This is a genomic window from Lachnoclostridium phytofermentans (assembly GCF_000733755.1).
Taxonomy (GTDB): Bacteria; Bacillota; Clostridia; order Lachnospirales; family Lachnospiraceae; genus Lachnoclostridium; species Lachnoclostridium phytofermentans_A.
Genome location: NZ_JPOF01000003.1, coordinates 948,292 through 974,184 on the forward strand (window position 1 = coordinate 948,292; position 25,893 = coordinate 974,184).

Annotated in this window: 19 protein-coding genes and 1 tRNA gene; 2 read left to right on the forward strand and 18 right to left on the reverse strand. The window is 36.2% G+C overall.

From position 1 onward, the window contains the following. Positions 1-152 precede the first annotated feature (152 nt). Positions 153-1,019 carry an AraC family transcriptional regulator gene (locus CC92_RS0109495; RefSeq protein ID WP_029503123.1) on the forward strand — a complete coding sequence of 289 codons (867 nt, stop codon included), beginning with the start codon at positions 153-155 and terminating at the stop codon, positions 1,017-1,019. Positions 1,020-1,171: 152 nt separating this feature from the next. On the opposite strand, the gene CC92_RS0109500 is transcribed toward CC92_RS0109495, so the two are convergent. From CC92_RS0109500 to CC92_RS0109550, 11 genes are all read right to left on the reverse strand, one after another. Then, positions 1,172-3,229, reverse strand: coding sequence for an alpha amylase family protein (locus CC92_RS0109500; RefSeq protein ID WP_051650732.1), 2,058 nt, complete (start codon positions 3,227-3,229; stop codon positions 1,172-1,174). Positions 3,230-3,334: 105 nt separating this feature from the next. Next, positions 3,335-3,658, reverse strand: coding sequence for a hypothetical protein (locus tag CC92_RS0109505; RefSeq protein ID WP_029503121.1), 324 nt, complete (start codon positions 3,656-3,658; stop codon positions 3,335-3,337). 37 nt (positions 3,659-3,695) lie between these two features. Beyond that, positions 3,696-4,550 (reverse strand): MurR/RpiR family transcriptional regulator, encoded by an 855-nt coding sequence (locus CC92_RS0109510; RefSeq protein WP_029503120.1) that lies wholly within the window; start codon positions 4,548-4,550, stop codon positions 3,696-3,698. A 12-nt stretch (positions 4,551-4,562) separates the two neighbouring features. Beyond that, positions 4,563-5,255 carry an N-acetylmannosamine-6-phosphate 2-epimerase gene (locus tag CC92_RS0109515; protein WP_029503119.1) on the reverse strand — a complete coding sequence of 231 codons (693 nt, stop codon included), beginning with the start codon at positions 5,253-5,255 and terminating at the stop codon, positions 4,563-4,565. An 18-nt stretch (positions 5,256-5,273) separates the two neighbouring features. Further along, positions 5,274-6,779 (reverse strand): DUF4127 family protein, encoded by a 1,506-nt coding sequence (locus tag CC92_RS0109520; protein ID WP_029503118.1) that lies wholly within the window; start codon positions 6,777-6,779, stop codon positions 5,274-5,276. Positions 6,780-7,027: 248 nt separating this feature from the next. Further along, positions 7,028-8,572, reverse strand: a complete 1,545-nt coding sequence (locus tag CC92_RS0109525; RefSeq protein ID WP_081841869.1) for an FAD-dependent oxidoreductase — start codon at positions 8,570-8,572, stop codon at positions 7,028-7,030. Positions 8,573-8,700: 128 nt separating this feature from the next. Continuing rightward, the gene (locus tag CC92_RS0109530; RefSeq protein ID WP_029503115.1) at positions 8,701-9,927 is read right to left on the reverse strand and encodes a carbohydrate ABC transporter permease; all 1,227 of its coding nucleotides are present in this window, start codon (positions 9,925-9,927) and stop codon (positions 8,701-8,703) included. Positions 9,928-9,939: 12 nt separating this feature from the next. Next, positions 9,940-10,914, reverse strand: a complete 975-nt coding sequence (locus CC92_RS0109535; protein WP_029503114.1) for an ABC transporter permease — start codon at positions 10,912-10,914, stop codon at positions 9,940-9,942. Between the two features lie 207 nt (positions 10,915-11,121). Next, a complete protein-coding gene (locus CC92_RS0109540) occupies positions 11,122-12,819 on the reverse strand; it encodes a hypothetical protein (RefSeq protein WP_029503113.1) in 1,698 nt (565 codons plus the stop codon). Between the two features lie 32 nt (positions 12,820-12,851). Then, a complete protein-coding gene (locus tag CC92_RS0109545) occupies positions 12,852-14,747 on the reverse strand; it encodes a beta-N-acetylhexosaminidase (protein WP_051650731.1) in 1,896 nt (631 codons plus the stop codon). An 86-nt stretch (positions 14,748-14,833) separates the two neighbouring features. Continuing rightward, complete coding sequence (locus tag CC92_RS0109550) at positions 14,834-15,940, reverse strand: SGNH/GDSL hydrolase family protein (protein ID WP_029503111.1); 1,107 nt, start codon at positions 15,938-15,940, stop codon at positions 14,834-14,836. Positions 15,941-16,276: 336 nt separating this feature from the next. On the opposite strand from CC92_RS0109550, the gene CC92_RS0109555 reads away from it, so the two are divergent. Then, positions 16,277-17,176: an ROK family protein gene (locus CC92_RS0109555; protein WP_029503110.1), complete on the forward strand. Its 900-nt coding sequence runs from the start codon at positions 16,277-16,279 to the stop codon at positions 17,174-17,176. Between the two features lie 225 nt (positions 17,177-17,401). Here CC92_RS0109555 and nagA read toward each other — a convergent pair whose 3' ends face one another. The 7 genes from nagA to CC92_RS0109590 form a co-directional block, all read right to left on the reverse strand. After that, positions 17,402-18,535, reverse strand: a complete 1,134-nt coding sequence (gene nagA, locus CC92_RS0109560; protein ID WP_029503109.1) for an N-acetylglucosamine-6-phosphate deacetylase — start codon at positions 18,533-18,535, stop codon at positions 17,402-17,404. 14 nt (positions 18,536-18,549) lie between these two features. Beyond that, on the reverse strand, positions 18,550-19,260 hold the full coding sequence (gene nagB, locus CC92_RS0109565; RefSeq protein ID WP_029503108.1) for a glucosamine-6-phosphate deaminase: 711 nt from the start codon (positions 19,258-19,260) through the stop codon (positions 18,550-18,552). 262 nt (positions 19,261-19,522) lie between these two features. Next, positions 19,523-19,594 (reverse strand) — tRNA-Gln (locus CC92_RS0109570). A 349-nt stretch (positions 19,595-19,943) separates the two neighbouring features. Next, positions 19,944-21,122 (reverse strand): cation diffusion facilitator family transporter, encoded by a 1,179-nt coding sequence (locus CC92_RS0109575; RefSeq protein ID WP_029503107.1) that lies wholly within the window; start codon positions 21,120-21,122, stop codon positions 19,944-19,946. Between the two features lie 261 nt (positions 21,123-21,383). Continuing rightward, on the reverse strand, positions 21,384-22,022 hold the full coding sequence (locus CC92_RS0109580) for a flavodoxin family protein (protein WP_029503106.1): 639 nt from the start codon (positions 22,020-22,022) through the stop codon (positions 21,384-21,386). A gap of 534 nt (positions 22,023-22,556) precedes the next feature. Further along, positions 22,557-23,579 (reverse strand): LacI family DNA-binding transcriptional regulator, encoded by a 1,023-nt coding sequence (locus CC92_RS0109585; RefSeq protein ID WP_029503105.1) that lies wholly within the window; start codon positions 23,577-23,579, stop codon positions 22,557-22,559. 68 nt (positions 23,580-23,647) lie between these two features. Continuing rightward, positions 23,648-25,705, reverse strand: a complete 2,058-nt coding sequence (locus tag CC92_RS0109590) for a methyl-accepting chemotaxis protein (protein WP_029503104.1) — start codon at positions 25,703-25,705, stop codon at positions 23,648-23,650. Positions 25,706-25,893 lie beyond the last annotated feature (188 nt).

Genomic DNA, 25,893 nt, shown 5'->3' on the forward strand with positions numbered 1-25,893 from the left:
CCGTTTCCAGTTCTAATTGAATAGGCGAACCCCTATATTTTACACTTCTGTAATACCAGAAAATAAAATTGCTAGCATCATTGGTATGCTTTATGCAAGGATTTTCTTATTCTTATCTGCTAACTTAATATTGGAAAGGGGGATGCGGTAAGATGTGGCATGAGCGTTTAAACAAAGCAATTGACTATATAGAGGAAAATTTAAATGGATCTATCGACTTTGATGTCGTGGCAAAGATTATGTGTCAATCCATTATAAATTTTCAACGAACATTTTCTATTATAACAGACTTTTCGATACACGATTATATCCGAAGGAGGCGTTTAACCCTAGCTGCTTTTGAATTACAAAACAGTAAAGAAAAGGTAATTGATATCGCTATGAAATACGGTTATGAATCGCCTGAAGCATTTACTCGTGCTTTTAAAGAAGTACATGGAATATCACCATCAATAGCACGTAAAGAAGGCAAAGAGCTAAAAACTTTTCCCCGCATCACTTTTCAATTAACCATAAAAGGAGATGTAGCAATGGATTACAGAATCGAAACTAAGGATGATTTCTCGGTATATGGTATCGAGAGAATGATATATACGAAGGAAGGTAATGGTTTGTCAGAGATTCCAGAATTTTGGATGAAATGTGCCAAAAACGGTAGCTTAGAGCGTTTAGCAAATTCAACGAAGACTACCTGTTGTATTAATGCAATCTGCAGTTACTATGAAACAATAGGAGATTCCTATCCTTACATGCTCTTTGTTCCTTTTACAAGCGACAGCGATGCAAAAGGATATAGAAAGGTCAATGTGCCAGCAGCAACCTGGGCTGTGTTTAAAACCGAAAAGCATACACAAGAACAAACTTCAACCATCCTTCAAGGTCTAGTTAAGCGAGTATACACAGAATGGCTTCCGACTGCAAATTATCAGAAATTGGATGGTTATGAAATGGAACTCTATTATCAAACCGATGATGGCATGTTTTATTGTGAAGAATGGGTAAGAGTAATACCGAAATAAAATAGCAACTTATCTGTTGCTCCTACTAGAGGAATACCTATCTGTAAAACAAAAATACCCCATCACTAATGATATGATGTGATTTCAAAGTCATGGGGTATTTTTGTGCTTCTAGCATTCTGTTTTTCTAATTGATTGTTTTTGGGTTTATTCTATACCAAAGCTTCCTTTAAAGCAGGTCTTAATGTCTTCCAATCCGTATAACACAAATCAAAAATCATTGTTCCATCACTATAATCAATACAAGCTTTGGTTCCGATTTTTAATAACTCTTCGGTATTAAGATGTGGTAGACTCATCGATGCCATCATTGGTACTTGATGGTTTGTAACAATATTTCCTATGGTTGTATACTTTTCAATCATCTCAGAGGTCTCATAGTAACAACCAATCATTAAGAAATCAATAAAGTCTACATAACTGGTTTTACTGTATTCTTCTGTATAAAGTTTAGAAACAGGGAAATTAAGTCTCTCATTATATCGAAAATCTTTACTTCCCCAGTTCACACCATTCTGATAATATAAATCGAACCAAGACCCAACATAGGCAGCTAAGGCGATTGGCCTGCCTTGAGCTTTTGCATAATCATCCACTAATCCTCTTAATCTTTTTGCAAAGCCTTGAATAATACTACTTCTGAAGGTGAGCCATTCTAAATATAGCGGTCCAAATATCATCTTTTGTTCTGAATCAAAGGAATAAATATCTCCTGGCCATTGAACTAATTCTTTTCCTTTGTTCTTAAGATACTCTACAAACTGAATTCTGGTAACTTCACTAAAATCAGCATATTGATTATCGTATCTTGTACGATCCATGATGATACCATCGACTTCATAATGATCAAGCAGTTCCTTCACTCGCAATAGTTCAAAGTCTTGAACCTCTTGATTTGCTGGATTTACATAGCACAACATACAATTTCTCTTGGTTTCTAATACACTTTTTAATTCACCTTGATCTTCAGGAACATGAAGTACTTCTGCCCAATCCGGATGAGTATTTGGTAAATCAATAGCAAAATCATTCGTTGCGATATTTCCTTCCACAAAGAAGTTAAAACTTGCATAAACCCTTAATCCACTCGCATGTGCTACTTTTACAAACTCATCTAAGAAATCAATCTCCATCTGGATGGCTTTCTTTGGATTCGTGGTTTCAGTCATATACTTTGCTTTGGATAAGGTAGCTTTCTTATAAGCTGCATACCCTTCGCATCCTTTTACATCAAGTGCAAACGCTGTAATTCCAGCGTCCTTTGCTGTCTTAATTAAGCTTTCTATTTTTTCTACCGTATTGGTTGTCTCTGCATTTACATACTGTTCCGCCCACATTATAACTTCTTTAGGTTGATTACTTGGCTGTTTATAAAAAACAATATGCGTATGTTTTGAATCTGCTAACTCTTCGCCATCTTCTATCAACGTACAATCGATATAATTTGCACCAAGTGTTAATGGAACAGAAGCTATAAAGCTATCACTTGGAACTGATACTGTTATTTCTTTAAAGGACCCTTCTCTGCCATCTCCAACCATGATTCTTAACTCGTATTTCTTATCCTTATGGAAATGTTCTAAGCTTCCTTTCAGTAAAAAGGTATCCTCTTCCACCGTTGCATATTCTTTGGTCCTCATGGTAAGAAATACACTGGTAGAATCCATACGTTTTGCTATAAGGGTTGAGAGGTCCTGATTATTAATATAGTTCACCCCTAACTTATAGCGAACGACATCTCCTTTTTTGAAACTATCAAAAATATGCTTTGCAAAAGGATTGGTTCCTTCTTCTATCTCTAGCTTATTATCTTTCTTTCGCAAAGAATCCATAATGGAAGTTAATTCACCTTCCAGATATACAACCATAGCTGCACTTGCAGTCTTTATTTTCTCAAGTGACGTAATGGAACCAAGTTCAGTGCTATAAACCTCATTCTCGATAACAAATACGGCTTCAGATACCGCTTGATTCTCATCAATACAAATCAATAGAGAATTCGATAACGTAGATAGTGTTATATTACTTAATTGATTCGTTGTTAATAGATGTAATATGTCTTTCTGACTACGATCTTTCGTATCTTTAATTTCTTCTTTCTCTTCTATATTAACATAATCAATCGGGAATAATTCTCCATGACTTGTGAAATCATATACAAATGCGGTTTCTATACACAAACCTTCGATATGAACCTGACATTCTTTCATTTTGCCTCCATTCCAAAGCACACTTTGTGAATTTTCAATCGATGAGTAGAGGAGTAATTATACTCCCTTACTCTTTCTTAAATTAACTACCTCTATCTAGAATCATTACTCAGTAAAAATATCTAGTGTCACACTATCAAAGATAAAATAATCAAACGAATCTTTTGCTTTCTTATATTCTTCTTTTGATTGGATCATCCATGCGAACCTGGTCTCCTTGAATACTCTTCTGCATATTTTTACTGATAACATAACCTTTTCTTTATAATTAAACGCAACAAAATCAGGCTTCGTTAAGAAGTTCCATAAGAGGTTCAGCCAAGTATAATACCTGATTTTATTCCAGATTCTTTCCCACGAATAAAATTTGCGGATGATTGACCACGTAACACCTTTGGACGATTCTTTCGAAACCTGTGTGGCACACATAGGAATGGTATCCTTGTTTCTAATATCCCATTCTAGGCTACAAAATCTTAGATGATATGGATTCTGTCGTCTTCGCTTTATTTAATTTTGATTGATGATAATGCTTTGTAAAATATAATAAATACAAAATATCCAAAATATAGAATTGTACCATGGAGGTAGAAGACGCGCCTCCATCTAATGGTCCTTCATTCGAACCACATGGGATGACAACATCGGATATATTTGCAAGATGAGAGTTTACATACCTTGTTATGCTAACTACCTTACAGCCATTGGATTTAGCAATATTGGCGATTTCTATCGAATCCTTCGTAGAACCAGAATAAGAAAAAATAATTGCTAGATCACGGCTTGATAACAGTGCAGCAGACATAAACTGCATATGGCAGTCTGCAATATGTTCTACGTTTGGAAGAATTCTCATAAACTTCATCTTCGCTTCTAACGCAATAACGCCAGAAGATCCCAAACCAAAAAATTGTATTTTGTTCGCTCCAGATATCATATCCACTACTTTTGTAACAGCTTCAAAATTTAAGCCCTCATAGGTTTCCGTTAGCGCAGCGATATCGACTGCCAGTGCTTTTTTGCAGATGGTTTGAATATCATCATCCTGACTAATCGAGCCATTAATGGTATAATCGGAGCCTGTTCTCACCGCTAGATCCTGCGCTAAAAACATCTTAAACTCCTGATAACCATTTAATTTAAGTGCTTTACAAAAACGAAATACTGTAGTGTCCCCAACACCACATACCTCAGCCAAATCTGTAATTGATGTATATAATACCTTCTCCGGATTCTCAAAGACAAAATCAGCTACTATTTTCTCTGATTTTGTAAATTTTGAATAGGAACCTTCAATTCTTGCAAATATTCCCTCTGCCATAAGTACCTCCCCTTATTTTTGGATTGCTTGTACATAACGTTTTGTAATATCCATTGGCCTAGTAATTGCAGTACCTACAACAGCTGCATGTACCCCACATTCCATGGCCTGTTTTAATTGATCTGGAGACCAAATGCCCCCTTCTGCTATTACCGGAATTTTACTATCCTTTGCGAGTTTTTGCAACATTTTAAAGTTCGGTATTTCCACGCCTTTTGTCTGTTCTGTATAACCACAAAGGGTTGTTCCAACCAAATCAAACCCTATCTCACTCGCGTGGATTGCCTCTTCATAAGTAGCACAATCTGCCATAAACAATTGATTTGGATACTTTTCTCTTACTTCCTTAAAGAAGTCATCCAAAGAAATTCCATATGGGCGTAGGCGGTCTGTTGCATCGATTGCAATAATCTCTGCGTTAGCAGCTACAATATCACGAACAGCCTCCATCGTTGGTGTTATGTAGACATCACTGTCTTCAAATACCTGCTTATACAAACCGATGACAGGAAGATTCACGGTCTTTTTTATTTCTATTATATCCTCCGGTGTATTGGCACGAATGCCGACAGCTCCACCGAGCTGCGCAGCATATGCCATTCTACTCATAATATAAGAACTATATAAGGGTTCTGTTGATAATGCCTGACAGGACACCACCAAGCCCCCTTTTATTTGGTCAAGTACCTCTTTGTACTGTTTCATAGTAAGCCTCCCAAGATTTTATCGATATGATACCGTAATGTCTGTCTCAAACATGCGGCGCCATGGCATCTTAACTTCCTCAATCTGAATATGTTTTGCGATTGAAGTAAGTTTGGTATCTGCGAAATGTTGCAGATACTTCTTCACCAGTTCACTAACGGCACCTTGCTGTTCTTTGATATCAAAATATGTCATTCCTAATGCGGGCAATTCTTTCTCGGTGATTTCTTTTCTAATGAATCCACAGTAACCTGCATCTTCTAAATAACGAAGAAGTAAAAACTCCTTATGTTCCTTATTGCTTCCATAATAGAGATACTTAACGCCTTCTGCTAGCGCCGTACCTATCGTATTCGATGAGGTATTCCAGCCAGCATATCCTGCTACCTTTAATAATAACTCTTTTTGATTAAGAATTGCAATAAGTTCTAGATCACTTCCGTTGGCATAAGCATTATCACCAATCGTAACTGGTTTCCCTTCGGAACAAAAGGTATCAATTGCATACGCAAATTCCGTAAGATTACGTTCTACATCATAATCTGTATTGGCAGCTGGCTGATTTACAGCCTCCAACATCTTTCCCCCTGGTGCAGATAAAGCAAGTACAAAGTCTGCTTCTAAAACACTATCCACCTGGATACAGGAAGCTGCCATAATATGATATCTGACGGTCTCTCCAAGAGATCTATCCTCATAAGCAGGAGTTTGATAAGGTGCAAAAACGGAAGCATATTTTACATATACTTTCGGGCGTTTTCCCCTAACCTCATTCATAGCACGAGATAGTAAGGTCATCTCTATCTCATCTGCTCCAGGATAAATAATAACTTTATCTGATAAACAATTTGCTAACACTTCTTTACGCACTAAGATTTGGTCCATTGCAGTATATCCATAGGGAGCCGAATCATCCTGCGGTATTATTAAATATTCTAAAACTCCTTCTTTCGCAAGCTTTAACACCTCGAGATTAAATGAAAGATTAAACTCTCTACGGCTTTCATAATCTTCTAAATCTTCTTTCTTAATCTGAGAGAGGAGTACTTCTTTCTTATATTCACTTGTAATCCCTAAACTTTCCTTGTGAATGACATTACCTAATTGATGTATCTGTTCTCCACAATATTCATAATAATCTGGTTCTTCATCACTGCTTGAATATTTAGGACAACGCATGATACATTGGAACGCATATATTTTTAACTTCTGATTTAATTTTTTGATTTCACGAAGCAGATTAAGGCGTTCCATAACCTCAGCTTTGTTAAAATGGTGAAGTCTGGATGGAATTAGCCCGCCATAAAGTAAAGTATCCATTGCTAGTACCGCAATATCTGCGTCTTTGCATTTTTCTTCTAGCATCCGAGATACCTCATTCACATCTGCCGGTATCTTCTTATCTCCTAACGGTTCTATCCTATCAATTAAAAAATCATCACTGTGAAAAATCTGATAAGGAAATTTAAAGTTACATGGTCGCTCATCCAGTGGTAATAAGACTACCTTCTTTGTATTTTCCATATTTACCTCATTCCTGCACATAAACACTGCGCATAATAATTTGTGCCGAGGACGACGCAGGCGCAAACTCCTGTGTGAAATTAGAAATTCTTAGTCAGTGTATTTTACTGACTTTGACTTTCTTTTCACACTTAAAAACATGTCAGTTTAGTAGGCTGGAAGTTTGTGCCGAGGACGACGCAGGCACAAACTTCTGTGTGAAATTAGAAATTCTTAGTCAGTATATTTTACTGACTTTGACTTTCTTTTCACACTTGCATCTTACTAAAATCCCAATGAAGTTGTACACCCTCACTCTCAAGTTCCTCTTGGAATGTCTTTAACTCAGTAGTCAGTAATTCTTCAAACGTAACCTTATGGTCAATACAATATGCTGCTGCATAACCTGCTACCTCACCAACATTCCATTCCACTGGATGTAAGCGATAGCATCCACTTGTTAAGTGAGTAGATCCAATATTTTTACAAGCTGGTAACAGATTTTTAATACGAACTGGTATCATTGAGGATAATGGTATCTCAAATGGATACGTAGCATCATATAAAAAGCTATGTGACTTCGTTGTCATATGGATATCGATTGCATAATGCCCAACACCTACAGAATCTTCTAGTTTTGGTGGAAGCTCATTGCTTCGCTTACTAACATCCTGCTCACAGATTGTTTTCTTTGCTACAATTCTCCTGGACTCTCGAATATAAGCCGCTTTCGCTAATCCATCCTCAGTCCCCATAATGTCTGGACGAAGCTTTACTGGATACCCCTTACCACCATCTACCCTAGGTGCTTCATTTTGTAGCCAATAAACTGCACAAAGCGTTTGCTGTCTTGCTAATTCTAAATTCTCTTTTGCATCCTTATCCTCGAAAACATTCCCTAATGCAAAATCATTCTGTGGCCAGTTAAATAAAGTAACTTCTTTTCTTCCATCTGTATAATTTGCTGTATCAATAATTCTTCGATAACTCCAAAGTCCTAGCGGATATCCTTCATACTCTCCATCAAACATTGGTAAAAATGTCTTCTTCCTTGTATGAGCATCCGCATTATACCAGCTAAATAATAGATTGTCATCGTATGGTACTCCTAAACTAGCAAAGTAATCATACTTCTCGGGTTTTTCGATCTTATAATCTCCATCTGGATTTAACTCAAGAGCTGCTACCCAAGTAATTGGCTGCATATCATAAGGATCTCCAACCTCTGGAGCATGAAACTCTCCTGTTAACTCTTTACTTTCTGCTCCAGTACGATATTCTGCACCAACGATTGGTAGCAAATCGCCGCAATCCGTGGCATCAAGAAAATACTCTGCTTCAATTACCTTTTCTTCCTTTGTTAGAAGGTTCCTAACTGTAACTCTTTTTATGGTATCGTTTTCTACGGTACTGCCTTCTGCTACTGTATTATAATCAAGAATTAGTCGACCATCCTTTTGATACTCTGAAATCATGTCTTCCAATAACTTCAGTGCTACTTTAGGCTCGTGAGCAACACGGGATACCCAAGAATTACCTGGACAGAAACACTCCTTTTGTCTAATTTCTTCTTTAAATTCTGGAATACTGCGATAATGGTCACGCACTGCTTTACGGAAGTCCAAATAGCGCTTTGTGGCACCAAATTCCTCAATCCATGGATGTTCATCTGGTGGCACTGCCTGTGAAGTTAATTGACCACCTATCCAGTCTGTTTCCTCACACAGATAAACCTTTTTATTTTGCTTAGCTGCACTGATTGCAGCTTGAACACCACCTAAACTGCCACCAATAATTGCAATATCATACTTCATACTTACCTCCATTCCTGCGTTTTGTGCATATTATTTTCGCTAAGTATTACGCAGGCACCTATTTGCTGTGAATATTTTAATACTCTAATACTTTTACTCTTTGTTCGCTGTTATAGCAAGCTTCTTAGTTAACCCTTTACAGCACCTGCTGACACATCATTCTTTAAATATTTAAAGATAAATGGATACGCTATAGCAATCGGTACAATTGACATTAATATATAACTCATCTTAATTCCATCCCAATAGGTTAATAACGTCGGATTGTTCATAGCAACCTCCATTGGATTTTGACCAAGGAAGTTTTTAATGTACATAGGAACCGGATAGATGGACTTGTTATTGGTTACATAAAGAATAGAATTGTTAATGTTGTTCCAGTAGGAGATTGCAGTAAAGAAGGATACTGTTGCAATCATAGGAGAAGCAATTGGTATAATGATCTTAAAAAGAATACTAAAATTATTTGCACCATCTAACTTCGCAGATTCTTCTAATTCTGCCGGAATACTTTCATAGAAACCTTTTAATAACATTAAATAATAAACCATAACGACTGATGGTAAGATTAATGCCCATATGGTATCCATCAGGCCAAGTGAATTCATAAGTAAAATATTTGGTGCAATACCACCAGAGAAAAGCATTACAATCATAAAGAACATCATCATAGTTTTTCTAAGTGGCATATGTGGCTTAGAAAGTGGATAAGCTGCCATCGCCATAGAAACTACAGAGATTAAGGTTCCTACTAAGGTGATGAAGATTGAGTTTCCAAAGGATCGTAGAAATGCCTTGTCTGCAAGAACATACTTAATCGCGAATAGATCAATGTTTTTTGGAACTACATTTATAACTTGCCCTGGTGCAGATAGTGCATTCGCAAATACATTCAAAAAAGGTACGATAAAGAAAAGTATTAATAATACTGCTATTCCTTTTGCTATAATCTGAAATACATTCTCATCGTTATATCTACGAAGCACATTCGGTAACTTCAAGATACAGATAAATCGAAACCCAAGAAAGCTTGGTACAAATAAGGAAGCTGGAACTATCACTGCTGATCCTATCAGATATAGAAATTCCGCTTTATCAAACTTAAGATATTCTCTAAATCCTGATTTCTTACTAATACGAAGAATACGAATAACTCCTTCTATCGTCATAGCTGCCCACAAGATTACGAAGGCAATGTCCATACCACGTTTTACACTATCGCTAAAGCGCTTATCAATAAATTGCGCAAATAGTATACCGAGAGATATCATAAGACAAAGAAACATCGCCCTACGGATATGATTTTTAATTCTTTCTTCTTTGGTTAATTTAGCTTTTACTTTATTCTTTATCATCTATAATCCCTCCTACCATATTCCGCGGTTGAAGAACTTTTTAGATATGAAGTTACCACCGACCACTAAGATTAATGCTACAACTGAATTAAAGAATCCAACAGCAGTTGATAGCGCATATTGTGGTATCAACGCTGCTTCTCTTACCAAACGGTAAGTATAAGTTCCAAGAATATCACCACTTGCCTGAATATATGGAGAATAGAATACGAATACTTGCTCAAAACCTGCATCCATCATATAACCAATTCTAAGAATTAACATAACTGCTATCACTGGCATAATTCCTGGTAAGGTTACATAACGAATCTGTTGCCATTTACTCGCACCGTCAATCTTTGCAGCTTCAATTTGATTACGATCGAGTGCTGTTATTGCAGCCATATAGGTAATGGTACTCCATCCAATATCTTTCCAAGCTGTAGTTGATACTATTACAGAACGGAACGTATCATTGCTTGTAGTAAACCCTACACGGTCATGTCCAAAATAAGCTAACATATTGTTTACTAAACCAGTATCCTTATTTAATAGGGCAATGAAGATACCACCAATGGTTGCCCAAGATAAGAAATAAGGAATATACATCGATACTTCTAAAGACTTTCTAATTGCTTTTCCACGCATTTCGTTAATAAGAATTGCTAATGCAATCGGGATTGGGAAAACGATAACAATTTTTAATGTACTGATAATTAAGGTGTTACGTAGTGCATTGAGAACCTCTTGTTTGCTAAATATCTTAATAAAATTATCTAAGCCAACCCATTTTGCATCTAAAATTCCCTGAATTGCGGATGAACTTCCCAAAAGATTCGGATTCTCTTTAAAAGCCATGATAAGACCAGCCATCGGTATGTAAGCAAACAATATGGAAAATACCACTGCTGGAATGTAGAAGATGAATAGATTGCCGTGTTGCTTCATCTGATTACGAAAGCTTTCTTTCCCTGTCTTTTGCTTTTCTTTTTTCAATATCCTAACCACTTTGGTTTACCTCCTTAAGTTCCATCACCGGAATACGTAGTGGCCTTACCCTCCTTGTCAGACACCTACGTATTCAGGTGATGCTATATTTTAAACGATTGGGGCTGTTGCAGTTATTTCTTTGCAAATGCCCCAACCTGTCAAAGCAGATATCCAAAATCCACTTTGTTATTTCTTTCCTGCCTTAATCCATAGTGAAAATTGCTTTTATCTTGCTTTTACTGGATTAAACTGATCTTTCATTTCCCAAGAACCATACCAGCTATTTACTGATTCTGTAATAGCCTGACCTTCAAATTCATCAAATTTTGCCTGAACTGCTGCTAAATCGAATGGAACGTTCTTTTGATACATAGAGATTACAATTGCATTCTTAACCTCAATATTTGCTGCATTGTAATAAGTATCATAAGCTTCGTTTGGAGGCATTACACTGATAGGACTCTGGATTCCAGTAGCACCAATGTTGTAGTTAGACTGGCTAAACATCTTATCTTGCGCTGCTGTCTTTCTAGTACGGCATAACCAGTAAGCTGCATAGTCATCTTCTCTTGTACCATCAATAAATTTATCAGAGAAGCCCTGTTTGTCATTGAATGCTGGAAGTACTGGATAGTACTGACCATCTTCTACGCTATAGGTTTCTCCCTCTGTACCAAGTACTAATTTAAGGAAGAAATCTTTTTCTAACTTCTTATCTGCGAAATCTACTAACGCTGCTGCCTGCTCTTCTGTTGCAAAGTTAGGAACTACGGTATAGTAAGCATAACCTTCTCTTGCAAAAATTCTTACTTTATCTTTGTCACCCTTGCAATCATCTGGAGCAAGTGCAGAGATATAACCGATGCTGTTATCTGTATAAGTAGAAAGGTCTGTGCCTTCTGGTGCATTTGTAGTTTCAATTGCAAATGCATTCCAGTGAGCAATACGTCCTGCACCTACTGTTCTAGACTGAAGTGATTTTACTGCACCTGCATCATCAGCAGTTGCTTGGTAAAGAATTAAGCCACTGTCGTATAAGTCTTCCATATAAGCAGCATAATCAGCAAAACCTGGCTGATTTACTACATAAGTAAGTTTTCCGTCAATATCTGCCCACTCCTGATAGATACCGAATGCTGGTAATATATTCTCTATATATACACCATTTGTATCAATCGCCATAGCATATCCACCTTCTGGAACCTTGGTAGAAAAGTATGTTAACATTGCTTTAAAATCTGATAAAGACATGGAAAATCCATTTTCTTCGGATGGAACTGGTATCTGAGCACTTTCATTTGCTGCATTGTATTCCTCTAACCAGTCTTTACGGTAACAGATGCCTACATCCGTACTTGGAAATGCATTCTTTTGAGGGATAGCATAGATTTCGCCATCTTTAGTTGCAGTTCCCCAACCAAACTCAGAAATCTGTTCTTTTAAGTTCGTAGAGCCTTCTACATATTTTGTAATTGGTTTTAAAGCATCCATTGCAAGTAAAGTATAGAATTGGTCTTTACTAACCTTTACAGCCTGATAGTCCTGCTTTAACATAAAGATGTTTGTAATTGCAGTCTGCATATCGGTTGGATCTGCTGGAGACTGTGTATAAGTAACCTTGTAACCGGTTTGTTCCTCTACTAATTTTGCTAATTCAAGTGCATTGAACTCTTCGTCTGTAATACCTGCTGCAAGATTGTAGTAGTTAAAGGAATCTACCTTAGGATAATCCGCCAAAGATTTTGGTGTTTCCTCTTTGTCCGGAGCAGGAGTTCCAGTTGACTCTGTCTGATTATTTCCTTCATTGTTACCCTGATTGCCATTCTCATTTCCATCATTCTTTTTACCGCAGGCAGCCATAGAAACTACCATTGCGCCAACTAAGAGCATTGATGCAATTTTTTTAATTTTTTTGTTCATCATGATAAAATCCTCCTTTTAAATTTCGTCTGTCCTCATCCCATAACAGCCGGTGACACAATAACGTTCCACAAATTATAATTCAACTTACTTCCGTCATCCTCTTCGAAGTAAGCAAATGGAAGTCTCTCCACTTCTAATTCGTCGATCTGTTCAATGCCCCCTTCCGTCCATAGTAAAATCTGTTCCTTAGCATAGTAAAGTCTTTCCTTTAATCCGCCAAGACGTATCAACTGTATTTCAAAGCCAAAGGATTTGTTCTCCTTATGCCATTGATACCGAAAATCTCGTTTAAACTGATCAAGCCTTTTGATTACTTCCGGAATTTTAACCTCTGCAATTTCTCGTAATCTTATGAAATCCTTCTTATCATATGCGTGTTTTATCTGGACCCCTAAGTCTGATTTCTCTTCTAATAGGAAACATAAACTTGATAGCGTTTGAAACAGATACGAATATCTCGTATTCGTTTCCGCCACCGCGGCTAATTTAGTCTTCTTTTCTTGATAGGCTTTTTTTATCTCACTTTTCACAATGGAGTCAAATGTTCCTATAAGAACATCATTGTACAATAAGAATTTGCATGCATTGCTGTGTGTATAATCTGTTTCCGTAAATACTTCGTTAGGACTATCAAGAAGCATATACTCTGTCCATGAAATTCCAGTTGCAACCTTAAAATATTCATTGTATTCCTTCTCTTTGGTAAAATCTTTATTAATCAGCTGTTCAAACCCATAAGCTAATTCCGAATAGAAGAATAAGGTTGGCAATACTGAGAAAGCACTTGCTTCTGCTCCGTTATCTCCCCAGCAGGTTACTAAGAACGTTTTTACTCCCTTTTCTACACATGCCTTCATTGCCTGTAGGCCAGCCACCTGACTATAACTGTTCTCTGGTGCAAATCCAGTCCATTTCCATGCACCGGCAGCAAAACCTATGCGGTCTGAAATCCTAAAGTGTGTTGCTAAGTTCTGCTCATAGTGCTCGTAATCTCTTGAATAATAATCCCAGTAAACTAATTCAATATCTTTAGGTACATGCTGTAATAAGTCATTGTTTAACTGTTCTTCCTTTAGAGAATAATATTCGCCGTTTGCAAGTAATCTAAAAAACATATCACTCCACATCATTGCCGTAAATCCATAACGATGTAAAATTTCCTGAACTCTTTTTAAATGCTCCACCATAATGGTAAAGCGATTCTGATAGCCATGTTGATCAAGGTACTTTCCTAAACCAAGCATATGTGCTTCATCCATGCCAATGTTGATTCTTCTTGAAGTAAAACATTCCGAAGCTGTTGCAACAATTCGTTCAATTAATTGATAAGTTTTTTCGTTTCCAACTAAGAAAATATCATTTACATCGATAATGTCTTCGTAGCGTTCATACCTAGTTATCTGATTAATGTGTGCTAAGGTTTGTATGCAAGGAACTAATTCCATACCAAAGAATGAACAATAGGTATCAATCTGTTTTATTTCTTCTTTTGTATAAGCTCCACGCATATAACCAAAATACGGTTCTTCGGGAACCTTTATTGTATCCTCGGTATAAAGCTGTAAGCTTTGATAGCCAAATACTGCTAATTGTCTTATGTACTCAAATAGTGTAGGCAGCTTCATCACTGCATTTCTGGAACAATCAAGCATAACCCCCAGATCCTGAAAGCTTAGTTGTTCCTTGATCTCATATTCGTTAAGGGAATCACTACGAAGCATGAGATACCAAGCTCTCGCTAACTCATTTTTATTCCCCACAGTTATTTGTCTTACATCATTCTTTTTTGTAACATGAATCCCAATACCCTGCTGTTTCACCTCTACTGGTAATCCTTCCTTAGAAAGGGTAAACGGTAAGGTTTTTTCTAACTCCTCAATCAGCTCATATTGCCATGTTTGACTTGCCAATAAATGAAACGAAATCATAAAAGCTTCTCCTTCCTCAAGCCAAAGTTGTTTCACAATGTGAAATAAAACAATTTTATACCTCTTCTTTTCACATGCAATTGATGTTAGTGTTCCTTCAGTATTTCTCTTATGATTGGCTCCAATCCTTTTCCCATAAAATAAAATCCTAAATCCGTTGGGTGAATAAAATCGACCGTGTACTCATCAAAGTCATCCCCCCAAAGTGTATACCCATCTAAAAAGTAGATAGCATTATCACCAAGTGTTCTTAATTTTTCAACAGTCCCTCTCTGAAACTCTCTTAAGTTATTCCTTAAAGTCCCCGTTATTTCATCCAGATGATCCATTAAATAAGGAACTCTGGATACCACTAAGATTGGTACCTCTCTATGGTGTTCTCTAAGACATCCGATAAAATCATTCAGGGATTTTACCATTCTTCCATTGGTTCCGGAATTTGCTTCATAATCAATGATATAAAGAAGTGGCTGCTCTATATCAGAGAGCATCTTCGCAACCTCATATTCTCCTAGCCCATTTCCGGAAAAACCAAAATTACAATGTTCGAGATTTAGCTTTCTTGCTAAATAATTAGTGTATGCCATTCCTGGCCTGCTTGCACAACCACCCTGAGTAATACTAGTTCCATAAAAGATAAGTTTTCCTTCTTTTTCGTATGGGGTAGGAAGAGTAATTAAAGCATCACTGTCGATTCCTATTTCTAATTCAATTACTCCTGCATAAAGCGGAAAATGAAATAAAAATTCTTTCATTTTTGTTGAATCTAGTTTAGATACAACCTCGCACATATACTCACTTTTACTCGTATCAAACTTTGTAATACCAAAAAATCGTAAATCCTTAGGGTTATCACCGATATAACAGTCAAATCCGCATTGAGCAACCGGTGTCATATTCACCATATTAGGTATTGTAGTTATCTTCGCCTTAATAAAAACTCTGGAGGTGTTGGATCGAAAGGATAGCTGCCCTCCTGCTGTATGTACTCCAAGCTCATTAAGACATGGATTAACTTCTTTTAATACACTTTTAAATCTATCAGGAATTCTTTCTAACTTATGGTCTTCCTTAAAAAATGCAAATCCTGATAGCCGAAGCCTATCATCCTCTACGGAGAGCCAAGTGATATCCCTTTCCTCTTTGGCTTCATTCCCCATCATGTTTTTATCCACTGGTCGTTCTGTTTTCATCTCCTAACCTCCTAGGAAGTTCATCAGTGACAATTATGAAAATTATTTCCACTATTTTTCGCCTTTTTTCTCATCATTGGTGAAAATATTTTTTATTTATCTTTATTTTAAGTGCATATTGCCAAAAAGTCAAGGGATAAAATTGATATTTTTTATGTAATTTATCTTTTTAGTTTTTAAAAAAGGAAATTTTTTTTATTTTTATTGCTATCTATTCATAAAATGCTATAATTAGCATAGAAACCATACCAACTAAATTTTATGTTATGTTAAGAATAAAAATATGATTAGCCAGAAGTTATTATATGGTGCCTGAGCACTAGAATGGGGGATCTTATGAAAATTATTACGCTTGATATTGGTGGCACAGCTATGAAATACGCTTACTTTGATAAAGACATCTTAGTTTTTGATGACACAATCCCTTCCGAAGCCTCTCTTGGAGGGAATAAGGTCTTAGAAAATATCAGTTCCATCATTACGAAAATTGGTAATCAGTATACTTATGATGCCATCGGTATTAGTACCGCAGGTCAGGTAGACTCCAAAACCGGAACTATCCTTTATGCGAATGAAAATATACCATACTATACCGGAATGGAGTTAAAGAAACTTCTAGAAGATAAATTTCAGGTTCCGGTATGTGTAGAAAATGATGTTAATGCTGCAGCGATTGGAGAAGCGATTTATGGTGCTGGCAAGGGCGAAAGCGATTTTCTATGTCTTACCTATGGAACAGGGATTGGTGGTGCTATCTTTTTAAATCATCAGCTTTATAAAGGCACACAAGGTGTTGCAGCTGAGATGGGACATATGGTTACACATCCTGGCGGTCTTCCATGTGGTTGCGGTTCCTTCGGATGTTATGAACAATATGCTTCTACAACAGCCCTTATTCGTACTGCTAAAGAACATAATCCTGAATTCGTTAATGGAAAAGCTATTTTTTCTGCTTTTGATCATGATAATAATGATGCCAAAAGACTCATCGACCACTGGATAGAAGAAATTAGTTATGGACTAATTAATTTAATTTATATCTTTAACCCTTCCTTAATTGTTCTTGGTGGCGGTATCATGACTCAATCTTATATCTTAGATAAGCTAAATAAAATCATCAAGGAAAGTACAGTAACAAGTTTCCATGGCGTTACAATAGCTCTAGCTGCCTTAGGTAATCTTGCAGGGGTATATGGAATGAAGGCGATAGCATCAAAAGAATATCAGGAAAAGTAGTATGCTATGACATTCCTTCCGATGGCGATGCAAAGCTTGTATTCCATAAAAGACAGGATTCCATGCTTTGCGCACCAAAAGAGGGTGCCAAGACATATCCTCAACACCAGAAACCTTATTATTATACAGTATCCGTCTGTATTGGCATAGTGATTGAACCAAAAAAGAGGAGCTCCATATAATTGGCTCCTCTTTGATTACGTTCCTATGTTAAATTTTTAAATATTAAATCTCATTTCCTCTTACATAAACTTGTTTTAAATTAAAATCACTATCCACAAGTAGTAAATCCGCTTTTCTACCCACACCAATACTTCCTACCGTATCTTCTAAATGAAGAGACTTTGCAGGATAATAACTCGCACTAAGAATCGCTTGCTCTGCAGGAATACCAAAAGATATTGCATTCTTAACTGCATCAAATAATGTAATCGTAGAACCAGCTAGAGTACCATCCTTTAAAAACGCCTTATGATCCTTGACAGTGATTGGCAATCCTCCTGCCACATATTCTCCGTCTGGTAAACCAGTTGGATTGATTGAGTCAGAGATTAAAATCATCTGCTCCGGCACCGCTTTAAACATCAGCTTTACAACCGCTGGATGAATATGAATTCCATCACAGATAATTTCTGCATTTAAACCAAACTCACTTACTGCGCCAACAAGCCCCGGTTCACGATGAAGCATTGGTCTCATCGCATTAAATAAATGAGTAACATGAGTCGCACCAGCTTTCACTGCAACTTCTGCCTGATCAAAGGTGCTCATTGTGTGCGCTAAGGATATCGTAAAGAACTCCTTATTCCTTTGAATAAATTCCACAGCTCCATCCAACCTTGGGTCAATGTCTACTAGACGAATTGCGTTTCCGGATAACGTATTATATTCATCAAATAAGTCCTGAGAAATTCGTCTTAAATATTGAGGATCATGTGCACCCTTCTTCTCTATCCCAAAGAATGGTCCTTCCATATTAATACCTTCAATAGCAGCTTCTTTAGTATCTGGGTGTTCCTTCTGATCATCCATTACTTCTTTTAGGTAAACCATTGCCTGGTGATATTGTTTCTCCTCGTTTGTCATTGTTGTTGCAAGTACTGAGGTTACTCCGTGCTTTGCATAATACTCACACATCTCTTTGATTTTTTCTGGACTTGATTTTGAAAAATCATAGGATAAACAACCATGTGTATGAATATCAAAGAATCCAGGTACGATACGTAGTCCAGTACAGTCTACTTCCTTCCCGTCTCCTTTTATTGTCTCTGATATTTCTTTTACCAATCCATCTTCAACAAGGATATCTTTTCGTTCAAACTTTCCATCAATAAAAACTTCCCCATGTCGTAATATCATAGGCCACCTTCTTTCTATTCAAAACAACAGATAACGGTTAAATCCGGATGTAGCTGTAGAATAGATGCCGGTACACTTGGAGTTACCGGCCCATATAATGCTTTTTCAATGATGTCTTTTTTATCCGGACCATTTGCAATTAAAAGTATCTTTTTTGCCTGCATAATCGATTTAATTCCCATCGTGATAGCTTTATTCGGTACTTCTTTAATATCGTCAAAGAATCTAGCATTCGCTTGAATAGTTGACTCTCCCAAGGAAACAATATGGGTCGTTTTCTCAAAAGCATTGTTTGGCTCATTAAATCCTATGTGTCCATTGTGTCCAATACCTAGTAACTGTAGATCAATTCCACCTAAGTTTGTGATTAAAGCATCATAATTCACACACTCCGCTTCCATATCCTCTGCCAATCCACTTGGAACATGAGTATTTTCTAATGGAATATTAATATGTCGGAACAAATTCTCATTCATAAAATAGCGATAACTTTGTTCATTCGTTGGTGCTAATCCCACATATTCATCTAAATTAACGGTAATCGTACTTGAGAAATCGATATCTCCCTTGTTATACCATTCAATAATTTGTTTGTATGTACCGATTGGTGTAGATCCAGTTGCAAGCCCTAATACACTATGTGGTTTTAAAATAACCTGAGCCGATATAATATTTGCTGCTTTTCTACTCAAGTCGCTATAACTTGTTGCATGAATTACTTTCATAATTACCTCCAAATCTTCAGTTTTGAAAATTTTTTTCAAAAAATGACAAGATTAAGCAAAAATAACAAAAATATTTTTCATTTATACTCTCATTATAACTTGAAACAAAGAAAAAGCAAGTGGAAAATGAAAAGCAATAGAAACTAAAAGGTAGAGAAATTGATAGTAAGAGAAATGAAAGGAAGAGAAAATGTAAGGTAGGAGAAAAAAAGTAGGAGAAATTAAAAAAACCTTGAAAGAAATTCTTCCAAGGTGATTAAAGCTGGGCTACAAGGATTCGAACCTTGAGATGCTGGAATCAGAATCCAGTGCCTTACCGTTTGGCGATAGCCCAATTTTTTATTTTTTGTAGCCTGTCATTTGTCAGCCACGAATGATATTATAACTCATGGGGATATATTTTGCAAGTCCTATTTTTCATTTTTTTATACCAATTTATGCCACGGTAATTAACTCTCATTTCTTCCCTATGTTTTCCTTATCTCTCACTTTTTATCAATAAATACAGACAAAGTATGCATCACGTATCCCTTAAACAAGAGATAGTCTCTTTTCTAAGAGACATCTCAAGACTAAGGGTTGCAAATCACCTATTCATTATCATAATTCCTTTAACCTAATGTTATTCTATGATGATTTCAGTACATTCTGAATTAGCAGCTAACTCCTTTTAGTTAAAGTGGTCATTCTTCTGCAATAAAGCTATTCTCGATGGTAATAACACATTGATATCGTTCATCAAGTTCTTTAATACGCTCCAATAACTCAAAAAGTAGTTCCTCTTCTTCCTTCGGCTTATAATGATGCGGTAATACCAAATCAAAGATAAGATTAATTTGTGATTCTCCATTGACAACACGAAAATCATGTATGGTCGCCTTTTCTTCTAACTCTTTCACCTTTTTTGTGACCTGAACCCGAATTTCTTTTACTTTTTCGTTATTAACCTCTACCGGATCCATATGAATAACCAAAAAGATATTTTCATCCCTTAACATATCTCGTTCTATTTTATCAATTACTTCATGAGCATCTTCCATCGAAATGTCGTTTGGTACTTCACAGTGAATGGTAGCCATAATATGAGATGGCCCATAATTATGTGCAACCAAGTCATGGGTTCCTATAATATAAGGATATTCCATCACCTTTTTCACTATCATCTTACAAAGTTTTGGGTCAATTGCTTGACCAATCAATGGTTCTAGCGTATCTTTTGCTATATTAAATCCAGAAATAAGAACGAAAATAGATACTGCCGCACCCATATATCCATCCACTCTTAACCCTGTAAAATGGCCAATAAACAAAGAAATTACTGTCGCAGAGGTTATTAGTACATCACCTAATGCATCAGCTGCTGTTGCCTTCATTACGGAAGAATTTATTCGATTTCCAAGCTTTCGATTAAAAAAGGATAACCAAGCTTTTAAAAAAATGGATAGAAACAGTATGATAATAGAAATCATCGCAAATGAAGTACTTTCAGGATGTAAAATCTTATTCACAGAACTTTTAAAGCAAGTAAAACCTACCTGTAATACTAAGAAAGCTACAATAAGGGCTGAAACATACTCATACCTTCCATGCCCGAATGGATGCTCCTTATCTGCTGGCCTACTCGCTAATTTCACCCCTACCAAACTAATTAGTGATGATGCGGAGTCTGACAGGTTATTAAAAGCATCTGCTGTTACAGAAATACTATTGATTAGAAACCCAATGGTAAACTTACATAGAAAAAGAATCAGATTACAAATTATTCCGACAATACTAGTAAGTATCCCATAGGAAGTACGTACTTTTTGATCATGAATATCCTCACTATTTTTTACGAATAGCTTTACTAATAGATTTGTCATTCCTCTCCTCCTATTATCTTTCTTCCAGGGAATAAGCTTTTTTTAACTTATCCTTTCATAAAAGCGAATAGGACTATTATAGCACAACAAAATTGTAGTTTCTATAGATAAAGTTCATAGATACCACTTCTTATCTTCCACCTTATATCCTCAATTCCATCGCTTTAGTTCCTTTTACATTAGTAATAACTCTTCCCTTCAGGATTAATTACTGAATGAAATTTTCTTCTCAACAACCATTCTTTCACACCTACTATAAAATTATTCCCGTATAAAATTAGTAAAAACAGCTTCCTCGCGTTTAGGAAGCAACACTCCTGCCTTCCTACCAGCTTCTTTACATTGTAAGAGAAATGCCATATTTCTTGCCAATACTCGCATGGTATATAAGCCCTCTTCATCTTTTAATACATCCTCTGGTTTAGCCCCATGAACCATATTCCAGTATCTTGAGGAAACCACAGGCATTTCTTTAATTGTAAAATATTTTATGAGCTGATCAAATGTTGATGTAGTCCCTGCTCTTCTTGCAGAAATTACGGCTGCTGCTGGTTTCATATAAAATGTCGTATTTCCTTTCCCTAAAGAATCGCAGTAGAAGACACGATCCATAAAGGACGTTATCGCACCGCTTGCGCCTGCATAATGCACTGGTGTACCAAAAACAAAGCCATCTGCCCCTTTTGCTATATTAAGAAACTCATTTACCTTATCGTCAAATACACAATGTCCTGTTTTTGCACAGCTTCTACAGGCAATACATCCAGCAATCGGTTTCGTACCAATCCAAAAAAACTCGGTTTCTATGCCTTCTTCTAGCAGCGTTTTCGATACTTCCATAAGCGCTGTATAAGTACATCCCTTTTCGTGCGGGCTTCCGTTTATCAGTATTACTTTCATAATATTAACCTCATTTCTGGCGATATAGCGCCTATTTTGAATGGAAAGATATAAACTTTGTAAAAGTATCATAGCATTTTTATATTTTTACTAAACTTTCATCCTATGTAGCTCACCGTATAGAGTTAGCTCCATAAAAAATCCTAATGTTAACAAAAACCTATGTAATATTTCTACACCATTAGTATCATAACTCTTATAACTATGCTTTTGCAACTTAAACTATTACAGATAAGATAGTATAGATTCCATATAAAATTTCTATCCTACCACAAATAAAGCTCTTACAAGATTCCTAGCAGTTTTTCTTCTGTAAATGAAGTTCTTACTAGATTCTACACCAGTTTCTCTTCTGTAAATGAAGTTCTTACAAGATTCTTCATCAGTAAAAATAAAGTTCTCACAAATTTCCTCACGAGTTTGAGTTCTATAAAAATAGGCTCTTGCAAATTAATCTAGTATTTTAAGAAATACTCCTTATTCTGCAAAAGCCTTATCTTATTATGTTGATTATTCTGTTGGTTATTTTGTTGATTATTTTGTTGATTCCTTTAAGATAACCTCATATCTTAGTAACGTTTTTTTCTCTATCGTAGCACCATTTAAATAATTAATCAGTACCTTACAAGTCTCAACGCCTAGCTCCTTTACATCAAACTGTAACGTTGTGATAGAGATATTGCGGTTTTCTAATATCATACTGTTATAAAAAGAAAGTAACTTCACATCCTCTGGCACCCGGATACCTTTGCTATAAAAAGCTTTTAATACATAAGAACAAATCGTATCATCCATACAGATAATCGCATCCACATGCTTATCTACAAGCTCCAGTGCAGACTTCTCAGCTACAATATTGGTTAGCACATTAAGATGTACAATTTGCTTATCTACATGGATTCCAGCCTCTAATAAGGCATCCTCATATCCTGAATAACGACTTAACGTAACAATATGAGATTCATCTCCTCCGATTAAACCAATTCTTTTATAACCTTTCATAAGCATAAGGCTTGTCATTTCCTTACATGCACTGCGGTGATCATTATCCACCTGAATCACATCATCATTTAATGACGTTCCAATAACAACAAAAGGAACTCCTTTTTCTATTAAATACTTTTCAGGCTTGTCATCCACTAAAGTTCTGGTTAAAATCACGCCATCCACCTTATGATTATCAATAATACGTTCCAGTTGAGACAAATCATTTTCATAACATACACACATTAAGACATCATAATTAAAGGTGGATGCAAATTCACTAATTCCCATGAGGCATTTTTGGAAGAAAGGCAAATCAACCAGATTATAGTCACCTGGTATGACTACTGCGATATTAAATGTCTTGGATTCTGCCAAGCTTTTCGCAATGAGGTTTGGCTTATAGTTGTTCTCAGCAATATAATTTAGTACACGATTCCTTGTACTTTCACCTACTCGACCTTTTCCAGATACTGCTCTTGAAACTGTTGTTTTTGATACTCCTAATGCATTCGCCACGTCATCTATCGTAATTTTCTTTTGTCCATATCCGTAAAATGAATTCTGTCCCACCGATAAACACCTCTTATCCTTACATTTCATTGTAATTTTCCCTAAATTATATCTTATCTTACTTTTTCTTATGATTCAATAGAGAACTGCTCCATTGTACTCTTTAACTCATTTGCTTGCCATACCATCTCTTCTGATGTTTTATATAAGCTTTGCGCTGTTTCTGATTGACTAAGCGTTTTTTCACTTACAGAAGTTGCAGAAGAAACAATCTCTTCAATAACCGCTGATATATTTTCCATATCCATTAAAGATTCTTGCTTTTTCGCCTGCATGGAGTTTACCCGTTGATAAATATCATGAATCGTTTCTATTAAATTTTCTACTTCGAATTTTAAATCATCAAATGCACCCTTGGTATCCTGAACAGCCTGTTCTTGTAATGTAATTGTATCACCTGCTAACTCTGCGTTTGTCACGGCGGATTTCGTAGTCTTATTAATATTTTCAACAATGACTCGTACCTCGTTCGTTGCTGTGATGGATTGCGTTGCCAGCTTCTTAATCTCTTCTGCTACCACCAAGAATCCACGTCCCGCCTCACCAGCTCTCGCTGCTTCAATCGAAGCATTCAAAGAAAGTAATGTAGTTTCATCCGCGATTTCATTAATGGTATTAATTATCCGTCCAATTGCACTAGACTGACGATGTAATTCTTTAATTGTTTCAATAACTGTTTGCGTGATTTGATTTGTTTTGGTCGCCTTTTCTCTTAACACTTCCATTTGACAAAGACTTTCCTCGATAGATTCCTTGGTCTTATCTGCAATCAGTTGCATTTTTCTAGTTCCTTCATCCACATGACCAATTTGTGAGGCTAAATCATCTAACTTACTCATACAGGATACGGTATCGGTTGCCTGACTCGTTAAGCCTCCTTCAATGTCGTTCATAGCACAAGAAATCTGACTTGTAGATTCTGCAAATACTTCAGAAGATTTCGATACCTTTTCGGAAATTACTAGCACTTGACTACTAACTGATTTTACCTCTAATATTAGGCCTAAAATTCCATCCATCATACTGTTTAGATGGCTGGATAACTCCATAAACTCATCCTTATGCTTTCGTTGAAATCTGGTTGTTATCTGGCCTCTGGCTATTAGTTTCATATTTGTAATCATGTATTTCATGGATCCACTGATTCTTAGATAGATACTACCTCCAATCAAAATTACGAGTACACTTGCCACAAACATTGCAGCTATTGTTACATATTTTATGCTTGCTGCCTGTTGTAACAAAACACTATGTGGAATGAGAGCACACACCATCGAGTCAGTATCTCCTACTATTTCATATAAAAACATATAGTCTTTTCCTAAGAATTCAACATCCTCGTACACACCTTCCTTGTTTAAACTTTCCCTAGCCTTTTGATAAAATTCGGTATTAACAATTAGTTTCTCCCAAACTCCATCATGATGAAGTTCCATTCCGTCAGGGCTTATAAAACTTAGATAACCGCCCTCCCCAATCTCGATCTTATTAATGATATCTAGGATAGCCTCTGCCTTGATATCAATTGCCAAGAACGCATCCTTATCATAAAATGCTTTAATCATTCGAACTGCATAAGATTCTCCTGATATTTGCAGGGTATCATCAATAACTGAGCCTTCTTTTACCCATGCATATGTATTTTTATTTTGTAAAGCCTTTTCACCCTGATTACTATTCTTATACAAAGAGTACATCCCTAGTGTGGATTTTTTATTCGTTGATAAAGAAAACACAGAATCATTAAAAAAATAAATATTACTAATAAACTGATTCGCAGATGCTTTCGTTATAAGCTCTGATTTCTTATCTGTATAATATTTATTATGTTGATTCTTATCCGCTTCATAGGCACCGCTTAAATATTCGTTTAGCCCTTCATCCACCAGATATTCTACCGCAGTTGCTTCTACGGAATCAAACCCATACTCTATATGTTCTCTTAATAAATCTAACGATTGCTTAGTGGAACTTTGGTAGTTTTCGATAATGGTATTGGATGCATTCACATAGGATAACACTCCCACCATAATAACAAACCCTAACAATAAAAGATAAGATACTAATACCCGAAAACGAATACTATTAAAATTTAAAAAAGTTCCTTTTGATTTTACTTTTTTCAAATTAGCCTCCAGTTCTGCGCATACATTAGCGCAATTGAAGATTATGCAATTAAGTCGTTTCGTATCAACTCATAGGGATTTACTCGAGCCACTTTCTATGTTATAATAATTATGCGCAATCGGTTGCACAAATTAATAATAACAGCTTTCCTGTAAAACGTCAACTTATAAAAAAGGAGATACCATTT